Below are 23,319 nucleotides of genomic sequence, written 5' to 3' on the forward strand. Positions count from 1 at the left end.
AATCAAAGGGTCCTTGGTTCGAGCCCAAGAGGGGGAGCAAAATTTAAGCCTTACAGAAATGTGAGGCTTTTTTTGTGGAGTAAAATTAGGGGTTTTGCAAGGGTTTGCTTTCCATAAAACATATCTAAAAGTCATTTTAATCAATTTCATTATATTTAAGTAATAGCTTAAACGAATAAAATGATTCTTACCTCTAAAACATTATGCTTTTATATTGCTACTATTATTAGTTATGGGGTGTTTTCTCAAGATAAGCCAGAAGTCAATTTAGGCGGAGCTTTAAGGTTTAACTACAATTTATCTTCATGGAAAGACGGACAAAAAAAGCGAGGTGGCGATTTTGGTTATGATTTTTTTAGAATTAATACAAAGGCTAAATACAAAGGAGTTAAGCTAAATGCAGAATACCGTTTTTATTCTAAAAGTTTTGGTGGAGGAATGTTGAAGCAAGGTTGGATCGGTTATGATTTTAATGCTCAGAATAATTTACAAATGGGTTTAACTCAGGTACCATTTGGTATTACACAATATAATTCTCATAACTGGTTCTTTGGGATCAACTATTATTTAGGTATGGAAGATGATCATGATATGGGAATTAAATTTAGCCACAAGGGGGTTAATTGGGAGTATGCCTTAGCGTTTTTTAAGAATGCTGAAGAATTGAATTTTGGAAGTAATTCTGATGTGTCAGATAGTAGATACTCTTACGATGTAGGTTCTATAGATTTTGATGGAGATGGTAATTTAGATTATCGAAATAAAGAAGTAAATCAAGTAAACGCAAAGATTAATTATCTTTTTTCAGGAAAAACCGCGAAACATAAATTGGGAGCATCAACCCAATATGGCGGATTGTATAATTTAGATACAGAAAATATGGGGAGCCATTATGCAATAGCAATGCATTATGAGTTGTTTGTTGGTCATTTTGATGTTAAAGCGCAGTTATCAAGGTATAAATATAATCCTGAGAATCCTTTAGGAGAAGCTAGTAATGTTATTGCGATGACGGCTTACGGGGCACCATACCTAGTGGCATCGGAAGGAAGCACGTATACCTTGGGAGCAGCCTATAACATACCAGTAAAATGGCATCCCGTATCCAGTATTCAAATTTATAATGATTTCGGTTATATTAATAAAAATGAATCTGATTTTGAAAACACCTTAATGAATGTCACAGGCGCATTAATTACTGCAGGAAATGTCTATACCTACGTCGATTTTGCCGCAGGTAAGAATCAACCATGGTTAGGCCCGGTTTGGACAGATGCTTTAGCCGCAGGTACTGCAAATGCAAATTGGGAAATACGGTTTAATATTAATATAGGCTACTACTTTTAACACCTTAAAAAAAGCCCTTAAAGTCTTAGAGCCTTATAATGGGGTAAGTGTTTTACAAAGCTGTCTTAACAGCTTCAATAGTTTTTTTGCTGTTACCTATAAAAATAGCATCATCGATTATAATTACTGGACGACTTAAAAACGTATAATGTTCTAAAATGTAGTTTTTGTAGTCGCGCTCTGTAAGGTTTTGGTTTTTTAAATCCATTTCCTTGTAAAGCTTCGATCGTTTGCTGAAAAGCGATTCATAGCTCCCAGAAAGGGCATGCATTTCTTCTAATTGTTTAACTGTAATTTCTTCAGTTTTTATATCCTGTAAAATAAAGTCGGATGGCAGGTCTAATTCTTTTAGAATTCTAACACAAGTACTGCAGGTTTTCAGGTAATAGACTTTTTTCATGATGTTATTGTAGTAAAAATTTATAGCAAAATAAAAGTAATTTTATCATTTAAAGTATATTTATCAAAAAAATAAACCATGCATTTTACACTAGACGCTTTAACTAAAACAAGACATCTTTTTAATCAGTATTTAGAAAATGCTTCACTTGAAGATTTGAATAAAATTCCAGAAGGATTTAATAATAATATTATTTGGAATATCGGTCATATTGTTGTGACTCAGCAATTATTAGCCTATAAGTTGTCAGGCTTACCGATGATGATTGATGAGGTCTTGATTTCAAAGTATATGAAAGGCACAAAACCTGAAAGCGATGTGTCTCAAGCTGAAGTAAATGAGATTAAAACCTTATTGTTTTCAACTTTAGAAAGAACCAAAGAAGATCTGGATAATGATATATTTAAAACCTTTAACAGTTATACAGTTTCAACTACTGGAAATACTTTAAATACTATTGAAGATGCTTTCGATTTTATCTTATTTCATGAGGGGATGCATCTAGGCTATGTAATGGCTTTAGTAAGGGCTATTAATGGTTAATAAAGAATTAAGCTCTTCGGCAGGAATTGTATATTCTATAATTCCTGCTGAATAAGGAGCAATTTCGTAAGTGTTATAAAGCAAGATTAGTCCATCTTCACTAAAACCAATATTTTTAGCAAGCTGAAAGTTTTCAGGGTCAAAAAGGATACTTTTATCTTCTATCGATTCTTCAAAATAAGTTTTGGCTAAAGATTCAAAATCATTTTGACTAATAAACAGGCTTTCATTTTCTAGTCGTTTTCCGGTGCCAGCATCAAAATTTAAAAATGAAATATGAACATTGCCATGAGCGCCGCCTGTATTTAGGTAGGAGGTAATAGAGATGCTTATAATTGCTGGGGATTGAAACATGACTTCCCCGTCTATTTGTGCTTCCCAAGGGAACGTGCTTTCTGGAAAATCTTTAGCGAAAGTATTATATTCTGTATTAAACTTTTCAATATTTTCTTCAATGGAAGTTTCGGTGTTAGGTGCGCCTTCACCAATGTGTAATGATGCTGAAACCACCTTGTTTATTTCGGTATTTATAGTTTTTGCGATTTCATCGTTGCCTTCCGCTTTTGGGATGTTAATTTCTACCAACTTATTATTGTTAGTTGTAACATTTATAGATGAAAATTTTGTTTCGTGGTCTTCAGCACATGAAAATAATACTAGTACTAAAAAGATGGTAGAAAAAAAGGTTTTAAGAAACATATCAAGAGGCTTAAGTCTGATAAAGGTAATTATTGTAGAGTAATTCAACAATTAATCTTTATAAACTTAAGAATAATTTAAAAAGGGCTAGTCTAAGTAATATACATATCCAAAGTTTAACCAAACCAACCAGTCATTTTTACGGTCATAATTATTCCAATTATGATCAAATCCGTCAATCCAGTCACTAAAGTAATATTGCCATCTTAAATCCAGCATTAGATCTGAAAGTATGCCTAGTTTGTATCGAACACCTATACTACTAACAACGGACCAAGTGCTCCCTCCATCAATATTAATAGGATAAGGGGCTTCACCAGCATTATAAGCGTCAAACCAATATGGGTAAAGATTAGATTGGTCGTAGATGTCGCCATAAGCATCAGGATTCGGGTTATTATATCTCGTGCTAGCTTTTGGGTTGTATGATGTATAATGAACTCCCAAGCTTACAAATGGGGCAATTCTGTAGGCGAAAGCCTGAAACGAACGAATACTTAGCGGAAAGTATTCCAATTGCATACCAATATCAAAATTTTCAGCGGCACCACTATGCGCTCTTAGTTTGTCTGCCTCAATACTAGTTTTGTCAGGTGCGACCCAAAAACCATGATGATCTAGGCGCGTATAGTTATATGAGATTTCACTTCGTAACTTAAAATGATCATTAAAATAAGTATCGGTGGAGTAACAGTTACAATCTGCAGTATATGCAAAACTAATATAATGAATTAGCCCAATTCCAATTCCTGAATTACCGAGGTTGGTGGCTTCTTCGTTACGGCTACCAAAATCTGATCGAAATTCAACAGGACCAGCAATAACGCCAATTTCGTGAGAAAACCCCAGTTGACAGAACACAGTTTGCGAAGTAACAAACATGAAAAAAAGTAGCGCTAAACACTTATAGTTAAGCATAATAGGGGTTTGTTTAATGGAGCCATTGTTAAAACAAATATAAAAAAACTGCCCATAGAAACAAATAACCTAACTTAGTACAAGATAATGATTAAAATATTAATTATGAAATTCAGAAAAAAACAACATTTTTTTTATAGATAATGTATATTTGCATCAATAAATTGTATATTCAATAAATTGATGCGGTTTTTAGAGGCTTAATTAAGCGGAATTAAAATTTAGTCATTAGTCTATTTTGAAATTTTGTACAGTTTTTTGTTAAACTAAAAAACATTAAAGTAATTGATGAAAAGAAATATTGAAGCTTTTTTAGATCAAGTTAAAGAGCGTAATGGTCATGAGCCAGAGTTTTTACAGGCCGTAGAGGAAGTAGCTGAAACGGTTCTGCCTTATATTGTAGAACATGATATTTATTATGGTAAAAACATTCTTTTAAGGATGGTTGAGCCAGAGCGTGTTATTATGTTTAGAGTATGTTGGGTTGATGATGATGGAGAAATTCAGGTAAACAGAGGGTATCGTGTGCAAATGAATTCGGCAATAGGTCCTTACAAAGGAGGATTGCGTTTTCACCCAACGGTTAACTTAAGTATTTTAAAATTCTTAGCTTTCGAGCAGGTCTTTAAAAATAGTTTAACCACACTTCCTATGGGCGGTGGAAAGGGAGGAAGTGATTTCGATCCTAAAGGAAAAAGTGATGGAGAAATTATGCGTTTCTGTCATGCTTTCATGAGTGAATTGTTTAGACATATTGGCTCAAATACCGATGTTCCTGCTGGGGATATAGGTGTTGGTGCACGTGAAATAGGATTCCTTTTCGGAATGTATAAGAAGCTTAGAAATGAATTTACCGGGGTGTTAACGGGTAAAGGATTATCTTGGGGAGGATCTTTAATTAGACCTGAAGCAACGGGTTATGGTACGGTTTATTTCGCAGAAAATATGCTGAAAACCCAAAATGATACGATTGAAGGGAAGCAAGTTGTGATTTCAGGTTCTGGAAATGTGGCTCAATTTGCAGCCGAAAAAGTTTTACAGTTAGGAGGTAAGGTATTGACCTTATCTGATTCTTCAGGTTATATTTTTGATGCTGATGGTATTGATGCTGATAAATTAGCATTTGTAATGGAACTTAAAAATGTAAAACGCGGAAGAATTAGTGAGTATCTTGAAGCGTATCCAAATGCTGAGTTTGTAAAAGGTAAAACGCCTTGGGGTGTTAAATGTGATATCGCTTTACCTTGTGCTACGCAAAATGAACTTCATGAAGAAGATGCTAAAGCATTATTAGCTAACGGTTGTATTTGTGTTAGCGAAGGTGCTAATATGCCTTCTACTAAAGGAGCTATTGTAGCATTCCATGAAGCAAAGATTTTATTTGCTCCTGGAAAAGCTTCTAATGCGGGAGGTGTTGCAACTTCAGGGTTAGAGATGACTCAAAACTCTTTAAGATTTAACTGGACCAGAGAGGAAGTAGATAAGAAACTTAAAGAGATTATGGCTAATATTCACGATTCTTGTACTGTTTATGGAAAAGGTGAAGATGGTTATATCGATTATGTAAAAGGTGCAAATATTGCTGGGTTTGTTAAAGTTGCCGATGCCATGTTAGCACAGGGTATTGTCTAATATAACGACTTAAATAATAAATCAAAAGCTTCCTGAATTTCAGGAAGCTTTTTTGTTTTAATTTATATGATTTTCAGTTAAAACTCGTTAGTAATAAATATATTTGACCAATTAAAAGGTTTGTATGTTTAAAAAGCTCATAGTATTTATATCTTTTATCATTCCGTTTTGTTTTTATGCTCAGGATTTTTCAGCATCATGGCAAGGGCATTTTTCATATTATAATATAAAGGAAGTTGCTCAAGGAAATAACAAAGTTTATGCCGCATCAGAAAATGCTATTTTTAGTATAGATCCAGCTACCAATCAGTTAGATCAAATTACGACGATTAATGGTTTGTCTGGAGAAACAATTTCTACAATTTACTATAGTGAAACCTATGAACTTTTGGTGGTTGGATATGAAAATGGCTTAATGGAGATTGTTTTTGATAATGATGATAACGTATTAACGATAGTTGGTATTATTGATAAACCAACCATTCCTCCAACAAGCAAACGAATTAATCATTTTAATAGTTACGATAATTTAATTTATATATCCACCAATTATGGTATTTCGGTTTTTGATTTAGCACGTTTAGAGTTTGGAGACACCTATTTTATAGGAGATGGAGGCACTCAGATTCAGGTTAACCAAACGACAGTGTATCAGGATTATATTTATGCGGCTTGTTCTGGAGGAAATGGATTAAGACGAGCATTAACTACAAATACGAATCTAATAGATTTTAGTAATTGGCAAACAATAACTTCCGGTAATTTTACAGGAGTAGAATCGCAGTTAGATAACTTATATGCCGTAAGATCTGATAAACGACTTTTTAAAGTTGATAATAGTGTTTTAACTGAAATGTTTCTTTATGCAGATCAACCATTAGATTTTCGAGTAGTAAATGATAATTTAATTGTCACAACTAAGAATAATGTTTTTGTTTATGACTCTGACTTTAGTCTTTTGTCGCAGACGGTTATGGATACTAATAATTTTTCAACAGAGTTTACTTCAGCAACAATCGATTCTGATTTTATTTATACAGGAACTAAGAATTTTGGAGTTCTAAAAACCGAATTGTTAAATCCGGTAGCTTTTGAGGAAATTCATCCGGAGAGTCCACTACTAAATACACCTTTTTCTTTACAGGCAACAGCTAATGGTGTTTGGGTTGTTTATGGAGAATATGATTTGTTCTATAACCCTTATACTAATGGAGGACCACATAGGAGGGGTATTAGTCATTTAAATCGAGAAGAATGGATCAATACACCTTATAGTGAAGTTTTAGGAGCAAGATCTTTAAATGCTATATCGATAAATCCGTTTAATAATAATCAGGTTTTTATAAGTTCCTTTTTTAGTGGACTATTGGAAATAAAAGATGAAATCCCTACTATACTTTATGATGATACAAATAGTGGGTTAGAGCCTTTAGATTTGTCAAATAATCAAGTAGTAGATGATATAAGAGTAGGGGCAACTACATTCGATTCAAATGGATTATTATGGACGACTTCAGGGATTGTTAATAATCAAATTAAGTCATTTAATTTATCAAATAATCAATGGCGATCATATACCCTAAATACCATCATTTCTGGAGCAGAAGGGAATAATGGATTTAAAGATATAATTATAGATAGTAATGGGACAAAATGGATGACTGCAGGTTATTCATATGGTGTAATAGCCTTTAATGAAAATGGAGGGAATCCATTAGTTAAAGGTATTTACTCTGAAGAGCAAAATATGCCTTTTACATTTGCCTCCGCTTTAGCTTTAGATAGGCGTAACCAATTATGGATAGGGACTTATAGAGGTTTACGTGTGTTATATAACACATCTAATGTTTTTGATAATGGAAATATTGAAGTCGATGAGATTATTATAGAAGAAGATGGCATTGCTAAAGAATTATTATATCAACAGTATATTACAGATATTAAAGTAGATGGATCTAATAACAAATGGATTGGAACCAGTGATTCTGGACTATTTTATTTATCATCAGATGGGCAGAAAACCATTTATCATTTTACAACAGATAATTCCCCTTTACCATCAAACAGCATTCGAGATATTTCTATTGACGATGTTAATGGTATTGTATATATCGCAACTACGCGAGGCTTGGTGTCGTTTCGATCGGGAAGTTCAGGCGCTCTTGAAACTTTAGAGAATGCCTATGCGTATCCTAATCCGGTCAGACCAGGATTTGATATTGTTGAAAAGAAAGTTAAGATTAAAGATATTTCAGAAAATGTCAATATTAAGATTACTGATATCGAAGGGAATCTAGTTGCCGAAGGACAATCGAGAACCAATCAAAGATACAGTGGGTATAATCTAGAAATCGATGGCGGTACGGCGTATTGGAACGGTAAAAACCTTGCGAATAATGTTGTGGCATCAGGTGTCTATTTAGTTATGTTATCCGATTTAGATACTTACGAAACCAAAGTGCTTAAAATAATGGTTGTACGATAATGTTAGTTACCACAAATGCTATTGTTCTTTCTAAATTAAAATATAAGGATAACGATCTCATCGTTACCTGTTATACTCAGGAATTAGGCGTTGTTGGTTTTTTGCTAAAAGGGGTTTTAAAAAGTAAAAAATCGAGTAATAAGGTAGCTTACTTTCAGTTGTTATCTCAATTACAATTAATCATAAATTATAATAGTAATCGCTCATTACAACTTGTTAAAGAATCTAAACCTATTAATGTCTATTCTAGCTTACATACTAATATTTTAAAGAGTTCTATTGTAATGTTTTTGGCGGAAGTAATGTATTCGTCGTTGCGAGAGGAAGAACAAAATGAAACCCTTTATCGTTACTTGGAAGCTGCTTTATTATGGTTGGATGAACAGTCTGATTTTTCTAATTTCCATTTATTGTTCCTGCTGAATCTAACAAAATATCTCGGTTTTTACCCTGATACATCAAGTATCCATTTTCCTTATTTCAATCTAATTGATGGTATGTTCGATTTAAAAGAATATGGCAAGCATTCTGTATCGGGTGAAAGTTTAAGGTTGCTAAAAGAGCTTTTAGGGATGTCGTTCGACGATTTGTCATCTGTAAAAATTAATGGAAGACAACGGCAGTCCTTCTTAAATATGCTATTACAGTATTACGAATTGCATCTGGAGAGTTTTAGAAAACCAAAGTCTCTTGAAATATTAAATCAGGTCTTTAGTTAACGAAAATTCACTAAAAGTAGAATTACTATTTTAGTGCTAAAATGGAGCAATCTAAAAAAACATACACGGTAGAGGAGGCGAAGCGAAAGTTAGAACATTATTGCGCTTATCAGGAACGTTGCCATAAGGAAGTTATTCAGAAACTCATCCAAATGCATATGATACCTGAAGCGATAGATGTGATTGTGGTGCATTTGCTTCAGCATAATTTTCTTAATGAATCGCGTTTTGCAAAACAGTTTGCTAGTGGTAAATTTAAAATAAAGCACTGGGGGAAAAATCGAATTTCATTCGAACTCAAGAAAAAAGATATTAGTAAAATAAATATTCAGGAGGCGTTAAATGAAATTGAAGAAGAAGAGTATTTGGAGTTATTTAATGCAATAGCAGAGAAAAGGATACATAGTATTAAAGAAAGCAATGTTTATAAAAAGAAAAAGAAGTTCGCCGATTACTTTTTATATCGGGGCTGGGAATCTTATCTGGTTTATGAGAAAGCCAACGAATTGATAAAATAAAAAAGGGTTAAGTTGAAACTTAACCCTTTTTTATTTTATGTTTTCAGTTTTAATTATAAGCTAAAAGACATACCAAAGCTTATTGTAAACTGATTGTGAATTTCCTCAGCAGGTGTTAAATCTTCAGTTTTATACTTTGCTAAAGGGGTATTTAACTCGGTATAAACACCAAAACCTTGCGTAAAGAAGTAACGAGCTCCTAAATGACCTCCAAAATTTTTAAGACTTAAGTTTAAACCTGGATATAAATCGAAGTTTTCATCAATATTAATTACGTTTCCTAAGTTCGCATTAAAACGTCCTTTAATATCAAAACGGTCACCAAAATTAGCATCGATATCTTCATTAATCCCTAAGGCATAAGCCGATGAAAAACCAATAGAGATATTATCGCCAAGACCATAATCGTAAGTAATGTTGATACTCGTGGCGTTATCTTGTAGGTTAACACCAACTTGAAATTTATTATCGTTTACACCGTTGTAAGCCTGTGCATCTGCAAACGAAAAGCTAAGAACAGCAACAGCTAATAAAATTAATTTTTTCATAATTTGAATTTAGTATTTTTTGGTAAACAAATATATTATAACTTTTACAAAACGCCGTATTTATTTACAAAGCTTTGTGAGTTTTAACAATAGCACGGGTGTTTTTCCAGTCAATCCATTTCTGGCCACCTAAACGCCGCATAACATTGTCGAAACTACGCATGAAAACAAGATTTGAAACTGCTTTACTGAAGTTTTTAGGGTTTCTGGCAATAGCACGTAAGCTCATCGAAAAACCAGGTGTTACATAACGCATATAATGCCAGTAGCCTTCAGGCATATAAAGTACCTCTCCATGATTTAATTCCGTTTGATAGCCTTTTGCTTTTTTAAGCATAGGCCATTTTTTAAAATCTGGATTATTAAAATCAATGTCTTCTCGGGTAATTAACGAATATGGTATTTTATACAGGTATCTATTTTGTTGCTGGTCGAACAGGATAATCTGTTTTTTTCCTTCAAAATGAAAATGAAAAATGTTAGCCAAATCAATGTCGTAATGCATAAACGTGTACGAATCACGCCCACCAAAAAACAACATAGGGATACCTTTCATTAGGCGTAAGCCAAAATCAGGAAAGGTGAAATCGTCTTGTAATTGCGGAATTTCCTTGATTGCATTCCATAAAAATATGCGGAATTTGGTGGGTTCCCGTTTTAGTAAATCAATATAATCGCCAAGTTTCATTTTGGCATGCGGCTCATTAAAACCATCTTTATAATCCACAGGACGGTCATCATACAACGGAATGGTAATATCGCCACCCAGTTCCTTCATATAATCTAAACTCCATTTGTTGTAAGCCGGCCAGTCTTCTATAAAACGTTCAATAACCACAGGTTGTTGCGGTATAAAATAATGCTTTATAAAATCCTCTTTGGTAATGTTTTTTACCCGAGGAATGTCTTGTAAGTTTAACGACAAGGTGAAAAAATTTAGTGAGCCAAAGTTAAGAAAAGGTTATCACTTGTAAAATAGAAATTGAGCCGTTTCCTATTAAGTCATATTTCGCTAACTATTTTAAAGATTTGGCTTTTTCTTTTGCTGATTCATTTCGTTCAATGGTATGTTCGGGTCGACTCCATTTAGGTTTTTCTCCCAAGCTTTCGTATTTTGAATCTTTAGCTTCTACGGTTTGTGGTTGTATCTTTTTTATAAAAGGCTTTTGGGTATTTAATCCGAGAAGTTTAAATAATTCCATATCTTCATTCACATCCGGATTAGGTGTGGTTAAAAGCTTATCGCCAGCGAAAATGGAATTCGCTCCTGCAAAGAAGCATAGGGACTGTCCTTCTTGCGACATTTGTGTTCGACCAGCACTTAAGCGTACTTGTGTTTCAGGCATAACAATACGCGTTGTGGCAACCATGCGAACCATATCCCATATAGAAACAGGCTTTTGGTCTTCTAAAGGTGTGCCTTCAACAGCGATTAAAGCGTTAATAGGCACCGATTCTGGTTGCGGATTTAAAGTGGATAACGCGACTAACATACCTGCCCGGTCTTCTTCAGTTTCACCCATACCTATAATGCCACCGCTGCAAACAGTAACATTGGTTTTTCTAACATTATCGATGGTTTTCAGGCGGTCTTCAAAACCTCGTGTAGAAATCACTTTTTTATAATACTCTTCCGAAGAATCTAAGTTGTGGTTATAAGCATATAAACCAGCTTCTGCTAAACGCTTCGCCTGATTTTCGGTAAGCATTCCTAAAGTACAGCAGACTTCCATATCCAGTTTGTTAATGCTGCGAACCATTTCCAACACCTGATCGAATTCTTCGCCGTCTTTAACATTACGCCAAGCGGCTCCCATACAAACACGGGAGCTGCCAGACGCTTTGGCACGTAAAGCCTGAGCCTTTACCTGCGTAACGGACATTAAATCGTTGCCTTCAATATTAGTATGGTAGCGCGCGGCTTGGGGACAATACCCGCAATCTTCAGGGCAGCCTCCTGTTTTAATAGGCAGTAAGGTGCTTACTTGAACGGTATTCGGATCGTGATGCAAACGATGAATAGTAGCTGCTTCGTAAAGTAGCTCCATTAATGGTTTGTTGTAGATGACTAAAATTTCTTCCTTTGTCCAGTTGTGCCTTGCCGCCATAATTAGTTATTTAAAGTTGTAACGTAAACCAAACAATACATTACTTGGAGGCATTGGTACAATACCAGTTTCAATATAATCGGTATCGAAAATGTTATTGGCTGTAACACTTAATTCTAATTGATTTAGATTAAAAATTGCCGAAGCATCTAGCACGTTATAACTTAATCCCTGAGTACGCTCAGCGTATTTATAAATCACATTAAAGTTGATACTTTTTGTAATACGAGTGCTTAAACGTGATGTGAAATGATGCTTTAACGAGTTGATGGAATATCGAGAAAAATCAAGGTTGATGTCTTCAATTTTATCTTCCATGAAGGTGTACCCAACCGATAAATTTTGCTTTAAGTTGTTAACTGTAAAATTGTAAGAGGTATTAACTTCAAATCCTTTCGTTTTAGAATCTCTAATGTTTTGTGCCATAAAAGGATCGTCGGCATTCGCTTTTACGTAATCAATTAAGTTTTCTGCATCCTTATAGAACAATGCAAACGAGGCATTAAATCTTGAAGAGAAAAATTTACCTCCAACTTCTCCAGAAAGCGCCTCCTCTGGTTCCAAGTTTTCGTTTCCAATACTTGCCGGGTCGCTGTAATATAAATCGGTGTAAGTCGGCACACGGTAAGTGTATCCTATATTACCATAAGCTCTAAAGTTTTCAGAAATTTTATATCCTAAATCTACACCAGGGAAAGCATGAAATTTAAAATCTGAAAAGTAAGTCACTGCTACACCAGGCGTAATATCCAGATTCTCTAATTTAAAGCGATGCTCTAAGAATGCTGTAGTCATAAAGCGTTCACGGTCACCTAATATATTGCTCGTCATATAAATTTGTGAGACATCAATACCTAAGCCAGTGACTCCAAGATTTGAAGTATATGACGTATTAATTTCAGCTCCTACTTTATTGCTAATGTGTAAGTTTCTATAAAAGCTTGGTTCGTCACGTCTTAGCAAGAACATATCCTGGTTACGTTTCCAGTATAGTCTTGGTTTTATTTTTAGTTTAGACGTTTTAAATGCTGTAGAAATACCAATTAAACTATTTTGAGTTTCTTCATATTCATGAAAGGTTTCATTACTTGTGTAGAAATTTTCAGCACCAAATTTTCTTTCGAAAAATGTGGCAAGCATTTCTATTGGAAGCGCATTTTTGTTAAATATACTTTTTAAGAAGTAATTTGAATTATCGTAATCTGAATTTGTTCTGTAGCCATCAGACGATAATTTTCCCATGTGTGCAATATGGGATGAGTTTTCTAAGTCAGATCCCACAGTTACCGATCCGTTTAGCTGATTAAAAGAGCCTGTTTCAAGATTTGCCGAAATACTATTGTTTAGTTGGTTTTTAGTTACAATGTTTATTGCTCCGGCAAACGCATTTTGTCCAAATGCTCTAGCTGCAGGCCCTTTTATAATTTCAATACGCTCAATAACTTCAATGGGTAAAGCGGCATTCATGGTGTGGTGACCGGTTTGTGCATCGTCCATTTTTATACCGTCGATAAGTAATAATGTTTGGTCGAAACTACCACCGCGAATGTATAAATCGGCCTGGCTTCCAGCTGTACCGCGACGTCTTATATCTACACCTGCAACTTGTTGCAAAAGGTCGGCAACATTAGTAGCTGCACTGTTTTTAATATCTTCTGAAGTTATAATATTTATTGTTCTTGAGTTTTCTTTAAAAGGCAAATCGATTCGTGTTGAGGTAATGGTGATTTCCTGCAGTGAATCTATTTTAACAGGTTCATTTTGTGCTTTAGCGAATAAGGTATAAAGCATTACAAATGATATAAGAGTCAGTTTGTTTTTCATGATTAAGTTTAAAATTAAAAACAGTGCAAAAGTCGTAACTTAGCGGACTATTAAAATAGTCCAGTTTGAAAACAATAAATAGTCCGGTTGAAAGTCTTTTTGAAAAACTTGTTTCATTCGATAAGTCCTTAGCGAAACCCGTTTTTATGCAGGTTGCTGAACAAATTATTAATTTAATTCAGCGTGGTTATTTATTAAAGGGAACATTGTTACCCGGAACTCGAGGTTTGAGTCAGTTGCTAAAAGTGCACAGAAACACGGCAGTTGCCATTTACGATGAGTTGGCTTCCCAAGGTTGGGTTGAGATTTTACCCAATAGAGGGACCTTTGTTTTGGTGCCTGAACAACGAACGGCTAAGATCACTGCATCTGCACAGCAAATCGATCAGGCATATACGTATTCGAAAACCACCGGTTTTCCGTTTCAAACTTCCTTACATTTAGCATCTACCACTCAAATTACTACTGCAAAATATAGTCTTACCGATGGAAAACCTGATTTACGATTGCATCCTATTCACCAGTTTTCTAAATGGTATAGTGCGGCTATGAAGCGAAAAACGCTCATTAACAAGTGGAATCGAGTAGGGGAGAATACACATTCTATTTTCCTGCATCAGTTGTGTAATTATTTAAATGCGACCCGAGGGTTTCATATTAAACCTGATAATATCATTAATACGCGCAGTACTGAAATGAGTTTGTATATCGTTTCACAGCTGCTCATTAAACCGAAAGATTTGGTATTGGTAGGGCAGTTGAGTAATTATGAATCGAATATGATTTTTCAGGAAGTAGGAGCTTCTATTAAAACCATTCCCGTAGATAAGGAAGGACTCGACGTTGATTATATTGAAACACATTTTGAAAAAGGGAGTATTCGTTGTGTTTATGTTTGTGCACAACGCGATTACCCTACCACGAGAACCCTAAGTGCCGAACGCCGTTTAAAGTTATTGCAACTGGCAAAAGATTATGGATTTGCTATTATTGAAGACGATTATGATTACGATTTTCAATACGAAGGTTCGGCTATGTTGCCTATGGCAAGTGCTGATGCTAATGGTATGGTGATTTATCTCGGGAAGTTGGGGCAGTCCTTGTTTCCTAGTTTTCAAACAGGGTTTGTAGTGGCTCCCGAAAACCTGATTTTGGAAGCCAAAAACTACTTACAGCTATTGGATAAACAAGGGGATTTAATTCAGGAGCAAATGTTGGCTGAATTAATTCATGAGGGTGAAATTTCTCGGCTAATTAAAAAGAACATTTTGGTTTATAAAGAACGACGTGATGTTTTATGTAAGCAATTAAAAAAGTATTTTGGTGATAAAATCCATTTTGAAACACCTACTGGAGGTCTGGCATTGTGGTTGCAATTTGAGCCTAAAATTTCACTTGTTAAATTGACTGAGGCTGCCGAAAAGGACGATTTATTTATTCCGAAAACTATTTTGTATCAGGATAAAAATACCTGTGCGATCCGCTTTGGATTCGGACAGTTGAATGAAGAAGAAATTGAAGTGGTTGTTGAAAAATTGTATTCAGCTTATAAGGCGCTAGTTTAATTAAAAAGGCTGTGTAAAAATTTAATTTTTACACAGCCTTTTTATAAAAGTTAAATATTACTCTTTATCTGTTGAAGATTCTTCGTTATCTACCGGATTTTCGGATTTAATATCAACATCTTTACCTTTTAAATACTCAGGTAATTGCATACCGGCCATATTAAACATGTCTTGTAATGGCGGCACCGATTTATACATGCCAGAAAGGAAATTTGCTGTAGATGATTTACCATCTTTACTCGTGCTACCATTATCCCAAACAGTAACTTTATCAATCTTAATGTTTTTAATGGCTTCAGATTGTAGTTTAACAAGTTCAGGAAGTTTGTCGGCAATTAATAATAACACAGCATCTCTGGAGTTGTTTCCGGCGGCTTTAACGATTTCATCAAGACCAGCAGCTTGCTTGGTTAAGACTTCGTAAATACCTTGTGCTTCCGCTTGCGCTTTAAATAAAATCGCATCAGCCTCACCTCTGGCACGTCTTCTAATACGTTCTGCTTCAGCTTCAGCATCAATTTCAACTTTCTTTTTATCAATTTCAGCAGGTACAATTACATCGGCCATTTGTGAAGAACGTTCACGTTCTGCTCTGGCAGTTTCTGCTTCTTGTTCTGCGGCGTAAGCCTCTTCTAATGCTTTTGCACTTTGTACTTTTTCTGAAGCGATAGCAACACGTTCTGCTTCTGCTTCACGCTGACGACGAAGAGAGTCGGAATTGGCAACTGCAATTTTAGCGGTGTTTTCACCTTCTACAGCCTGTGCATTGGCAGCAGCAACCTGAGTTCTTTCGTCTTGAACAGCGTTAGCTTCACCAATAGAACCATCTCTGTTTTTCTCAGCAACCGATTTACGAGCGGCATTAATAGCGTGTGCGGCAGCTTCTTTACCTAATGCTTCGATATACCCAGACTCGTCGACAATATCGGTAATGTTTACGTTGATGAGTTTTAAACCTACTTTTTTAAGTTCCGACTCGACACTCTGAGAAATGTTGGTTAAGAATTTATCTCTATCGGAATTGATTTCTTCAATATCCATCGAGGCCACAACTAAACGTAACTGACCGAATATAATTTCTTTAGCTAACTCTTGAACATCGTTCATCGATAAACCTAACAAACGTTCAGCGGCATTTTGCATAATGCCAGGTTCGGTAGATACTCCAATGGTGAATCTTGAAGGTACATTAACACGGATGTTTTGTTTAGACAGGGCATTAACCAGATTAACTTCAATGGAAATAGGTGTTAAATCCAGAAATTCGTAATCCTGAATGACTGGAAAAATAAAGGCAGCACCTCCATGAATACATTTGGCCGATTGCCCGCCGCCTACTTTACCATAAACCACCAAAATGCGATCGGAAGGACAGCGTTTATAGCGGCGAATAAGCACGATAAAAAATACAAAAATGAACATAATGGCTGCGATAACAGCCACTGGAAGCCCGAAACTAAAGGCGTCCTGAGTGATAAGTGTTAGCATTAAATTAGTTATTAAGTTGTTCTACAATTAAAATTCCGTTATCGGTAACATCTTTTACTTTTATTACAGTTCCCGATTTTAAGTTAGTTTGTGCATCGGTTAAAGCTTCAAGTTCTCTGAGTGCACCCTGAATGCGAACATGAGCTTTTCCAATAGAAGAGCGGTTAGCACCAATAGTCAGGTAGACCTCACCAACAGCGCCAATGGCATTTTTAAAATCTAATGTACCGCTATGGCTTAGTTTTCTCATATAATAAAACATGGCAGCCATAATAGCCATCATTAACAAACCTGCACCAAGTGAAATGATTACGGTAAGCGGTTTTGATAGGCCACTATCTATACATGCAATACCGCTCCATCCAAAAATGGTAAAGAACCCGACCAAGTTTTTAAAGGTGATAAACTGAAAACCGATACCGGTATCGGCTTCTATTTCGGCATCTGTTTCAAGTTCAAGTCCATCAGAATCGCCGCCGATAAAGGTTAGCGCCATGATGATTATAAAAACAACTGAAGCAATTAGGGCAATACCCCAGTAAATCTGAGGAAAGAGCTCTAAGCTGTAAAACCATTCGGTCATAATTAAAAGATTTAAATTTTATGATATCAATATAAAACCTTTTTACGGTTTTATATTACTCTTTCGAAAGTAAAATCAACACAAGTTTTAGAAATTTCCGTGTAAGTAGTTAACGTGTTCTTATTGAGTTTAATAGTTGTGAATTAATCTTAATTTCATTTTATATGTAGGTGAAATCTGTTATTTGTTACAATTATTAATTTAAAAAGGGGATTTATTTTAAGTCGAATTCTGTTTTACAAGTTTCACATTTATACTTGTATCTCGTGTAAAAGGGAAATAACCCAAAAACAAGGCCTACCAGAAATGAGAATAGAGATTTAGCCTCTTTAATGGTAGAAAATAATTCTATTTTGATACCATCACATTTTGGACAATGAATTTCTTCACCGGTATCATTAACAGAGTATTTTTTAATAGAATCTAAAATAAGTAAGGCGTCTTCTTCCTGTTCCGCAAGAACTTTTAATTTCACACCTCCAATAGCGTTACTTACTAATGGATCTGTGTCTATAGTAATATGGTCTGAAAGAAAAACTTTAATGCCTTCCGATTCCAATCTGCCTTTAATAATCTGAGCCTCGGTAGAGTACTGAAACCTGGCTATGGTTTTAAATGTTGGATTCATAAGGCAGTAATTTTATTGAAATTTAAATGAATGTTTTTATTATATGTAAGTAAAGTAAACGAAATGTTACAAAATAAGGTATTGTTGATCTTTTAATTGAAAATATTGGTGATTCAAAAATGTTATATTAGTCCTCTAAAATTTCGTTATGTATAGAATTCTTTTTTCATTCCTTTTAATTTTCAGTAGTTCCACGATTATAGCCCAAGTAGCTTCAACCTATACCATTTCTTTTGAAAATTCGGCACACCATGAAGCAGTTGTTGAAGCTGTTTTTACCGATTTAAAAGAAAAAACTGTCGAGTTTAGAATGAGCAGAACTTCGCCAGGGCGTTATGCTTTGCATGAATTTATGAAAAATGTCTATGATGTGAAAGTGACCGATGGTAAAGGGAAGGAATTAAAAACCTCAAGACCTGATCCGTATTCCTGGACGGTTTCAGGACATGATGGCACGATAAAAGTAAACTATGTTTTATTCGCAAATCGAGGCGGGGGGACCTATTCGCAAATAGATGATACGCATGCGCATTTAAATATGCCGGCCACGTTCATGTATGTTCCTAGTTTAGAGGAGAAACCTATGGAGGTTACTTTTAATGTGCGGGAAGACTTAAACTGGAAAGTGGCGACACAATTAAAACATGTTGAAGGTAACACCTATTACGCTGAAAACTTGCAGTATTTTATGGATAGCCCAACCGAAGTGAGCAATTTTAGTGAGCGTTCTTTTCAGGTAAACGGACAAACCATAAATTTTGTGTTACATCACAACGGCACCGAAGCCGAATTAGATGAATATTTTAGCCGCGTTAAGAAGATTGTTTTGGAGGAAGAGCAGGTGTATGGCGAATTGCCAAAGTTCGATTACGGTGAGTATACTTTTTTGGTGTGTTATATTCCTAATGCCTCAGGCGATGGTATGGAACATCGAAATTCAACTATTGTTACCAACACACGCAGTTTATCCGAAGGCGGTATGGATGCTAATTTAGGAACTGTAGCTCATGAGTTTTTTCATTGCTGGAATGTGGAGCGCATTCGTCCCGATGCATTAGAACCGTTTGATTTTGAAGAAGCGAATATGAGTGGTGAGCTTTGGTTTGCCGAGGGGTTTACCAGTTATTACACGACATTAACCTTATGCCGAGCCGGTTTAATCAGTGAAGAGCAATATGTAAAAGGCATTACGGGAACATTTAATTATGTATGGAATTCGCCGGCACGACAGTTTTTTAACCCGATTGAAATGAGTTATCAGGCGCCTTTTGTAGATGCAGCTCGTTCGGTAGATCCCGTAAATAGAGACAACACGTTTATTTCATATTATTCTTATGGAAATATGCTTGGCCTGGCTTTAGACTTGTCGTTGCGTCAAAACGGATTAAATCTTGATGATTTTATGAAACTGGTTTGGAACAAATTTGGAAAACAGGAAAAACCATATACTGTTGAAGATTTGCATAATACCTTAAATGAATATGCCGGAGAAGCTTTTGGGGCTCACTTTTTTAAGAATTACATCTATAAAAGTGATATGCCAGATATGAAGGCTTTATTAAATTCTGTAGGTGTGACTTTAACTCAGGATTTAGATAAACCCGATTTTGGAGTTTCAGTAAATGACGAAGGTTTTATTTCCAAAAACACCATTATCGGAACAGCAGCCTATAACGCTGGATTGGAGGAAGGAGATAGAATTTTAAAGGTAAGCGGAACAGATTTTACTTCTGCTAAGGATTTCAATGCTTTAATAGCCAGTTTAAAACCAAACGATAGTATTCAAATTGAGTTTGAACGGTTTGGTGTGACGAAGCAAACAAAAGTGACTTTACTACCAAACAGAGCATATAGTTTAAGCCTGTTTGAAGCTAACCATCTAAAGTTGAATACCAAACAAAAAGTAGCCAGAAAAGCGTGGTTGTCGTCTAAACAGCGTTAGAAATATCTCTTTTTCAATAAATTATTATTGTTTTTCAATAATTTTGTTATATTTGTTATTGTTAAACGATAATAAAATTTGCTATGACAAAAAATGTTTTGCTTAAAATGACCATTGCGATATGCAATATTTTAAGAGGTTTTTTAGTTTTTTCTTTTTTAGGATTAACAGTTGTATTCATTTATCTCCAAATAGATAAAAGTTACTTTGATAAAGGAACATTTAATTTTGAAACCAACTCAGGTGGGTATAGTCTGATATATAAATGGAAAGATAAGTCAGTTGAGGACTATAGTCAGATTTATAAACTCAATAAAATTAAGATGACTTCACTTTACAGAATGTATTTAAAGCTTACAGGAATTTTAGTTGTTTTGTTTTTATGTGTAAAAGAATTTTCAAAAGTTATTAAATCGGTAAAACAAGTTGAAACATTTGGTTTGGGGAATGTGAAATCTTTCAGAAGATTGGGCGTATTCATTTTAATATATGCTTTTTTAACGAGTTATTATTACATTGGTTTTGAACAGGGAGGAATAAGTAAACTTTCAATTCCATTTGTGCCTCTTTTTTTGGTGTTATTATCATTTGTAATGGCCGAAATATTTAAGGAAGGTGTTTTGTTAAAACAAGAAAACGACTTAACCATATAACCATGTCTATAGTTGTAAATTTAGATGTTGTGTTGGCGCAGCGTAAAATAAAGAGTAAAGATTTGGCTGAAATTATTGGAATTACCGAGGCGAATCTTTCTATTTTAAAATCGGGTAAAGCAAAGGCTATTCGCTTTTCAACATTAGAAGCCATTTGCAAAGCTTTAGAATGTCAGCCAAGTGATATTCTGGAATATGTTGAAGATTAAATTTGTACTTTTGAATTCATCGAATTAACTTTCTTTTTATGAAATCTATTATTTTCCTTTTATTATTTTTTATCACGTCTGCGACTTTTGCTCAAAATAATTACATTGTTGAAACGGAAGACGGTCGCCGAGTGTTGCTAAAAGCTGATTATACCTGGGAATATATTGATGCTGCACCTAAGGAAGTTTCAAAAAATGATATTTCAGAAGCAACTAAAACTGATGATGCTTGTAATTTAGGAGCCGATTATGAGGAGCCTAAGTTGAATGGTAAAATTCAATCGCAGTTAAAGAAAGGTAGAGCAACTATTGATGATGTTAAGCGAAAAGTGGCTAAAGATTATAATTGTTCGGTAGATGAGGTTGTTTTAATATCTGCCTCAGAGCAAAAATCTAAAGGCAGATATCAGTTTTGTGCTAATGGTAAAAAAGTCGATTATAAGCGAACCGGATTTACCATTATTGAAGCTGGTAAGTTATTTTAAGGCTTCAAATAAGTTTTCCAAATCGTTTACAATTACCAGTTCTACATCTGCAAAAGGTTGTTTTAAAGTTTCAATTTGAGACTTAAATGTCTTCATATCTTTTTTCGATGTCCTTTCATTTTTAATTCTTTTTAACAGGAACTTTGAAACTTCTGATAGGTTATACGATAAAGTTTCCAATGGAGTTATCTTAGGGTTTTTATCTATTTTTTGAAAAGCTTCATGGTTTTTCGACCAGATTTCTAATAGCGAAATAATGTCTGTTTTATGAGCTTCGGAATGGGTTTTGGAATAGTTTGTAACGGCTTTTTTAAATTTTAAAGCATCTTTAGCGTCTACATTGCAGGCGTCGGCAAACAAGGTGAACGGGGAGTAGGTTTTATATTCTGTGCCTCCTTCATTTCGGCTGTAAATTTTAAGCGGTTCACAAACGTGAGATAGTACCTCTAATGCCGAAATATCCTGATTGTTACTGAGGTTTCTTAAAATAACATCTTTGTTTCTAATATGGGTAATGCCAACATCTTCAAGTCTGTAATTGATAACTTCTAGGCGTTTAAGCATGTTATCGGTATCGGTAATATTTTTAGGAGACCATAAACGTTCGGCTATGGCAGCTGTTCGTGGCCAGATTCTGGAGTCGATGGTTAAGGGTGTTACCAATTCGCTCCACATGGTTACTTCGCCTCCTAAAATACGGCTGCGTTCGTCTTCAGTTAATTGTACATCTCCAATCGGTTCGGTTTGGTAATGTTTCACCACCGATTCCATACGGTCGATGTAAAATCCGTTAGATAAAATCGTGTTATAGCCTTTTTTGGCAGCTTCAATTAAAGTGCCGCCCTTTGCTAAACCTTCATGTTCACCTCGCCATGAATGAATGATTGCCGTTTTGGGCATGTTTGGTGTCATTATTTCATCCCAGCCTACTAGTTTTTTATCCAGTTTATTCAGAATTTTTTCTAATCGGATATTGAAATAGGTTTGTAAATCGTGATTAGTAGAAAGATTGTGGTCTTTTTTAAACTTTTGAATCTGTTCGTTGGCATCCCAGTGTTTACCTTCGTTTTCATCACCACCTATATGAAAATAAAAATCTGGAAACAACGGCGCTATTTCAGTAAATAAGTTTTCTAGAAAAACATAGACGTCCTCGTTTGTAGGGTCTAAGGTCGGATCGAAAACACCGGCATAACGTTCAATTTTATAGGTTGCTCCGGGTTTACTTCCTAATTCTGGGTAAGCGGTTAAGATAGCCGTTGCGTGCCCAGGAACATCAAATTCCGGAATTACTCGAATACCAAGAATAGAGGCATACTCTACAATTTCTTTAATCTGGTCCTGAGTATAATACAGTCCGTCGGAAGCTAATTCATGAAGCTTTGGATAGATTTTTGACTCGATTCTAAAGCCTTGGTCGTCTGTTAAATGCCAGTGAAAGACATTCATTTTAACCGAAGCCATAGCATCCAGATTACGTTTTATCACGTCTATGGGGTGAAAGTGTCTAGACACGTCAATCATTAAGCCACGCCAAACAAAACGCGGGGCATCGGAGATGGAAACACCGGGTAGATAGTATTCAGAATCGTTATTCGTTAGTAATTGTAAAAGGGTTTCCAATCCACGAATAGCCCCAACATCTGTATGGGCAACAAGCGTTACTTTATTAGACTGTATATCTAATTTGTAGGACTCGTCGTCGTCAACGATTAACTTAGCAGATTCTTTAAAAGATATTTGAATTGATGCTTGCTGGTTTTCAGATAAAGGCATTGCAAAACCTTCATTGATAAATACGCCACTTCGGTTTGATAGGCGTCTTAAAAAAGATGTTACTGCATGTTGAACCCGTTTTGGGGAATCACCTTCAATGGATACGGTTAGGTTTTCATCTATAACAAAACGGTGGTTATTTTCCTCTATTGATTTTGGCCAGGGCATTAAATTATAAGTCTCTTTCAAATTGGATTGAGAGAAACAATTTAGTGCGATTAGGCAAAGTATGGCAATTAGTCTATTCAT

General features: G+C 35.1%; 22 protein-coding genes. 11 read left to right on the forward strand and 11 right to left on the reverse strand.

The window, feature by feature from the left end:
- Positions 1-180: 180 nt before the first annotated feature.
- A complete protein-coding gene (locus ICJ85_RS05550; protein WP_188222783.1) occupies positions 181-1,347 on the forward strand; it encodes a hypothetical protein in 1,167 nt (388 codons plus the stop codon).
- Positions 1,348-1,399: 52 nt separating this feature from the next.
- Here ICJ85_RS05550 and ICJ85_RS05555 read toward each other — a convergent pair whose 3' ends face one another.
- A complete protein-coding gene (locus ICJ85_RS05555) occupies positions 1,400-1,747 on the reverse strand; it encodes an arsenate reductase family protein (RefSeq protein ID WP_188222784.1) in 348 nt (115 codons plus the stop codon).
- A 78-nt stretch (positions 1,748-1,825) separates the two neighbouring features.
- Between ICJ85_RS05555 and ICJ85_RS05560 the strand changes: the two genes are divergently transcribed.
- Positions 1,826-2,290 carry a DinB family protein gene (locus ICJ85_RS05560; RefSeq protein ID WP_188222785.1) on the forward strand — a complete coding sequence of 155 codons (465 nt, stop codon included), beginning with the start codon at positions 1,826-1,828 and terminating at the stop codon, positions 2,288-2,290.
- On the opposite strand, the gene ICJ85_RS05565 is transcribed toward ICJ85_RS05560, so the two are convergent.
- Together ICJ85_RS05565 and ICJ85_RS05570 are read right to left on the reverse strand one after the other, a co-directional pair.
- A complete protein-coding gene (locus tag ICJ85_RS05565; RefSeq protein ID WP_188222786.1) occupies positions 2,267-2,989 on the reverse strand; it encodes a DUF3298 and DUF4163 domain-containing protein in 723 nt (240 codons plus the stop codon). The two genes, ICJ85_RS05560 and ICJ85_RS05565, sit on opposite strands and share 24 nt — an antisense overlap.
- Positions 2,990-3,076: 87 nt before the next feature.
- Positions 3,077-3,907 (reverse strand): THC0290_0291 family protein, encoded by an 831-nt coding sequence (locus ICJ85_RS05570; protein ID WP_188222787.1) that lies wholly within the window; start codon positions 3,905-3,907, stop codon positions 3,077-3,079.
- A 288-nt stretch (positions 3,908-4,195) separates the two neighbouring features.
- On the opposite strand from ICJ85_RS05570, the gene gdhA reads away from it, so the two are divergent.
- From gdhA to ICJ85_RS05590, 4 genes are all read left to right on the forward strand, one after another.
- Positions 4,196-5,539 carry an NADP-specific glutamate dehydrogenase gene (gene gdhA, locus ICJ85_RS05575; RefSeq protein ID WP_188222788.1) on the forward strand — a complete coding sequence of 448 codons (1,344 nt, stop codon included), beginning with the start codon at positions 4,196-4,198 and terminating at the stop codon, positions 5,537-5,539.
- 124 nt (positions 5,540-5,663) lie between these two features.
- Positions 5,664-8,024, forward strand: coding sequence for a type IX secretion system anionic LPS delivery protein PorZ (gene porZ, locus ICJ85_RS05580; protein ID WP_188222789.1), 2,361 nt, complete (start codon positions 5,664-5,666; stop codon positions 8,022-8,024).
- Positions 8,024-8,743, forward strand: coding sequence for a DNA repair protein RecO (gene recO, locus ICJ85_RS05585; RefSeq protein WP_188222790.1), 720 nt, complete (start codon positions 8,024-8,026; stop codon positions 8,741-8,743). Before porZ ends, recO begins: the two co-directional genes overlap by 1 nt.
- Positions 8,744-8,784: 41 nt before the next feature.
- Positions 8,785-9,261: a regulatory protein RecX gene (locus ICJ85_RS05590; RefSeq protein ID WP_188222791.1), complete on the forward strand. Its 477-nt coding sequence runs from the start codon at positions 8,785-8,787 to the stop codon at positions 9,259-9,261.
- 53 nt (positions 9,262-9,314) lie between these two features.
- On the opposite strand, the gene ICJ85_RS05595 is transcribed toward ICJ85_RS05590, so the two are convergent.
- The 4 genes from ICJ85_RS05595 to ICJ85_RS05610 form a co-directional block, all read right to left on the reverse strand.
- Positions 9,315-9,809, reverse strand: coding sequence for a DUF6646 family protein (locus tag ICJ85_RS05595; protein WP_188222792.1), 495 nt, complete (start codon positions 9,807-9,809; stop codon positions 9,315-9,317).
- A 64-nt stretch (positions 9,810-9,873) separates the two neighbouring features.
- Complete coding sequence (locus ICJ85_RS05600; RefSeq protein ID WP_188222793.1) at positions 9,874-10,734, reverse strand: cupin-like domain-containing protein; 861 nt, start codon at positions 10,732-10,734, stop codon at positions 9,874-9,876.
- A gap of 91 nt (positions 10,735-10,825) precedes the next feature.
- On the reverse strand, positions 10,826-11,920 hold the full coding sequence (bioB, locus tag ICJ85_RS05605; RefSeq protein ID WP_188223132.1) for a biotin synthase BioB: 1,095 nt from the start codon (positions 11,918-11,920) through the stop codon (positions 10,826-10,828).
- A gap of 3 nt (positions 11,921-11,923) precedes the next feature.
- On the reverse strand, positions 11,924-13,741 hold the full coding sequence (locus ICJ85_RS05610; RefSeq protein WP_188222794.1) for a TonB-dependent receptor plug domain-containing protein: 1,818 nt from the start codon (positions 13,739-13,741) through the stop codon (positions 11,924-11,926).
- Between the two features lie 74 nt (positions 13,742-13,815).
- Here ICJ85_RS05610 and ICJ85_RS05615 point away from each other — a divergent pair, with 74 nt between their 5' ends.
- The gene (locus ICJ85_RS05615; RefSeq protein ID WP_317173060.1) at positions 13,816-15,306 is read left to right on the forward strand and encodes an aminotransferase-like domain-containing protein; all 1,491 of its coding nucleotides are present in this window, start codon (positions 13,816-13,818) and stop codon (positions 15,304-15,306) included.
- A 57-nt stretch (positions 15,307-15,363) separates the two neighbouring features.
- Here the strand turns inward: ICJ85_RS05615 and ICJ85_RS05620 are convergent, their stop codons facing one another.
- The 3 genes from ICJ85_RS05620 to ICJ85_RS05630 all read right to left on the reverse strand — a co-directional run bounded on the left by ICJ85_RS05620 (position 15,364) and on the right by ICJ85_RS05630 (position 18,005).
- Complete coding sequence (locus ICJ85_RS05620; RefSeq protein WP_188222795.1) at positions 15,364-16,794, reverse strand: flotillin family protein; 1,431 nt, start codon at positions 16,792-16,794, stop codon at positions 15,364-15,366.
- 4 nt (positions 16,795-16,798) lie between these two features.
- On the reverse strand, positions 16,799-17,377 hold the full coding sequence (locus tag ICJ85_RS05625) for a hypothetical protein (protein ID WP_188222796.1): 579 nt from the start codon (positions 17,375-17,377) through the stop codon (positions 16,799-16,801).
- A gap of 214 nt (positions 17,378-17,591) precedes the next feature.
- Complete coding sequence (locus tag ICJ85_RS05630; protein WP_188222797.1) at positions 17,592-18,005, reverse strand: putative signal transducing protein; 414 nt, start codon at positions 18,003-18,005, stop codon at positions 17,592-17,594.
- Positions 18,006-18,153: 148 nt separating this feature from the next.
- Here ICJ85_RS05630 and ICJ85_RS05635 point away from each other — a divergent pair, with 148 nt between their 5' ends.
- From ICJ85_RS05635 to ICJ85_RS05650, 4 genes are all read left to right on the forward strand, one after another.
- A complete protein-coding gene (locus ICJ85_RS05635) occupies positions 18,154-19,947 on the forward strand; it encodes a M61 family metallopeptidase (RefSeq protein ID WP_188222798.1) in 1,794 nt (597 codons plus the stop codon).
- An 83-nt stretch (positions 19,948-20,030) separates the two neighbouring features.
- Positions 20,031-20,600: a DUF2975 domain-containing protein gene (locus tag ICJ85_RS05640; RefSeq protein ID WP_188222799.1), complete on the forward strand. Its 570-nt coding sequence runs from the start codon at positions 20,031-20,033 to the stop codon at positions 20,598-20,600.
- A gap of 2 nt (positions 20,601-20,602) precedes the next feature.
- Positions 20,603-20,809, forward strand: coding sequence for a helix-turn-helix domain-containing protein (locus tag ICJ85_RS05645; RefSeq protein WP_188222800.1), 207 nt, complete (start codon positions 20,603-20,605; stop codon positions 20,807-20,809).
- 38 nt (positions 20,810-20,847) lie between these two features.
- A complete protein-coding gene (locus ICJ85_RS05650; protein WP_188222801.1) occupies positions 20,848-21,294 on the forward strand; it encodes a DUF3157 family protein in 447 nt (148 codons plus the stop codon).
- On the opposite strand, the gene ICJ85_RS05655 is transcribed toward ICJ85_RS05650, so the two are convergent.
- Positions 21,286-23,319, reverse strand: coding sequence for a beta-N-acetylhexosaminidase (locus ICJ85_RS05655; protein WP_188222802.1), 2,034 nt, complete (start codon positions 23,317-23,319; stop codon positions 21,286-21,288). The genes ICJ85_RS05650 and ICJ85_RS05655 overlap by 9 nt on opposite strands.

It is taken from the genome of Aestuariibaculum marinum (genome assembly GCF_014596975.1).
In the GTDB taxonomy this organism is placed as follows: Bacteria; Bacteroidota; Bacteroidia; order Flavobacteriales; family Flavobacteriaceae; genus Aestuariibaculum; species Aestuariibaculum marinum.